The sequence below is a fragment of the Escherichia sp. MOD1-EC5950 genome, from assembly GCF_002965345.1.
Classification (GTDB): Bacteria; Pseudomonadota; Gammaproteobacteria; order Enterobacterales; family Enterobacteriaceae; genus Escherichia; species Escherichia marmotae.
On record NZ_PTSR01000134.1, the window covers coordinates 1 to 510 of the forward strand.

General features: G+C 56.7%; 1 protein-coding gene. It reads right to left on the reverse strand.

What is annotated here, in order from left to right:
* On the reverse strand, positions 1–510 hold a 510-nt coding region (locus BEA93_RS24665), incomplete at both ends, for a relaxase domain-containing protein (RefSeq protein ID WP_157945158.1).

Consider the following 510-nt stretch of genomic DNA (forward strand, 5'->3'; position numbering starts at 1 on the left):
CCGCTGCTGATGGCCTGCTCAATCCCGGCACGGGCCATGGCAATACTGCCCGGTTCAGCCTCCACCAGTGCCAGCGTCCTGCTCAGGACATCGGAGTAGGTAAACTGTGCCCTGCGGTCACTCAGCAGGGAAATAGCCTGTGACACAGCATCCCGCATCACTGACGGTACGGTCACACCTTCACGCTGGTCAGAAGTGGATGAAGACAATTTCTCCCGCTGAGAATACCCTTCGCCTTCTCCTGGCAAAACAGCCTTTTCCCGTTCTGCTGCTTTCTCCCGCAATGCCCGGTAACTGAATCCTGTCCGGTCAATACGCTCATGCCACTCTGTCAGCAGCTCTTCTCTGTCCGGCTCTTTCTGTTTGGCGCGACGGGTATCCAGCGCAGCCACACTGCGGGATTTAGCCGATGCATCATCCCCGACCGCTTCCCGGATTTGCTGACTGCGGGTTGAGAAAATATCGACCGGAACACCTTTAATCTCCCACAGACCATTTTTCCCGGTATCC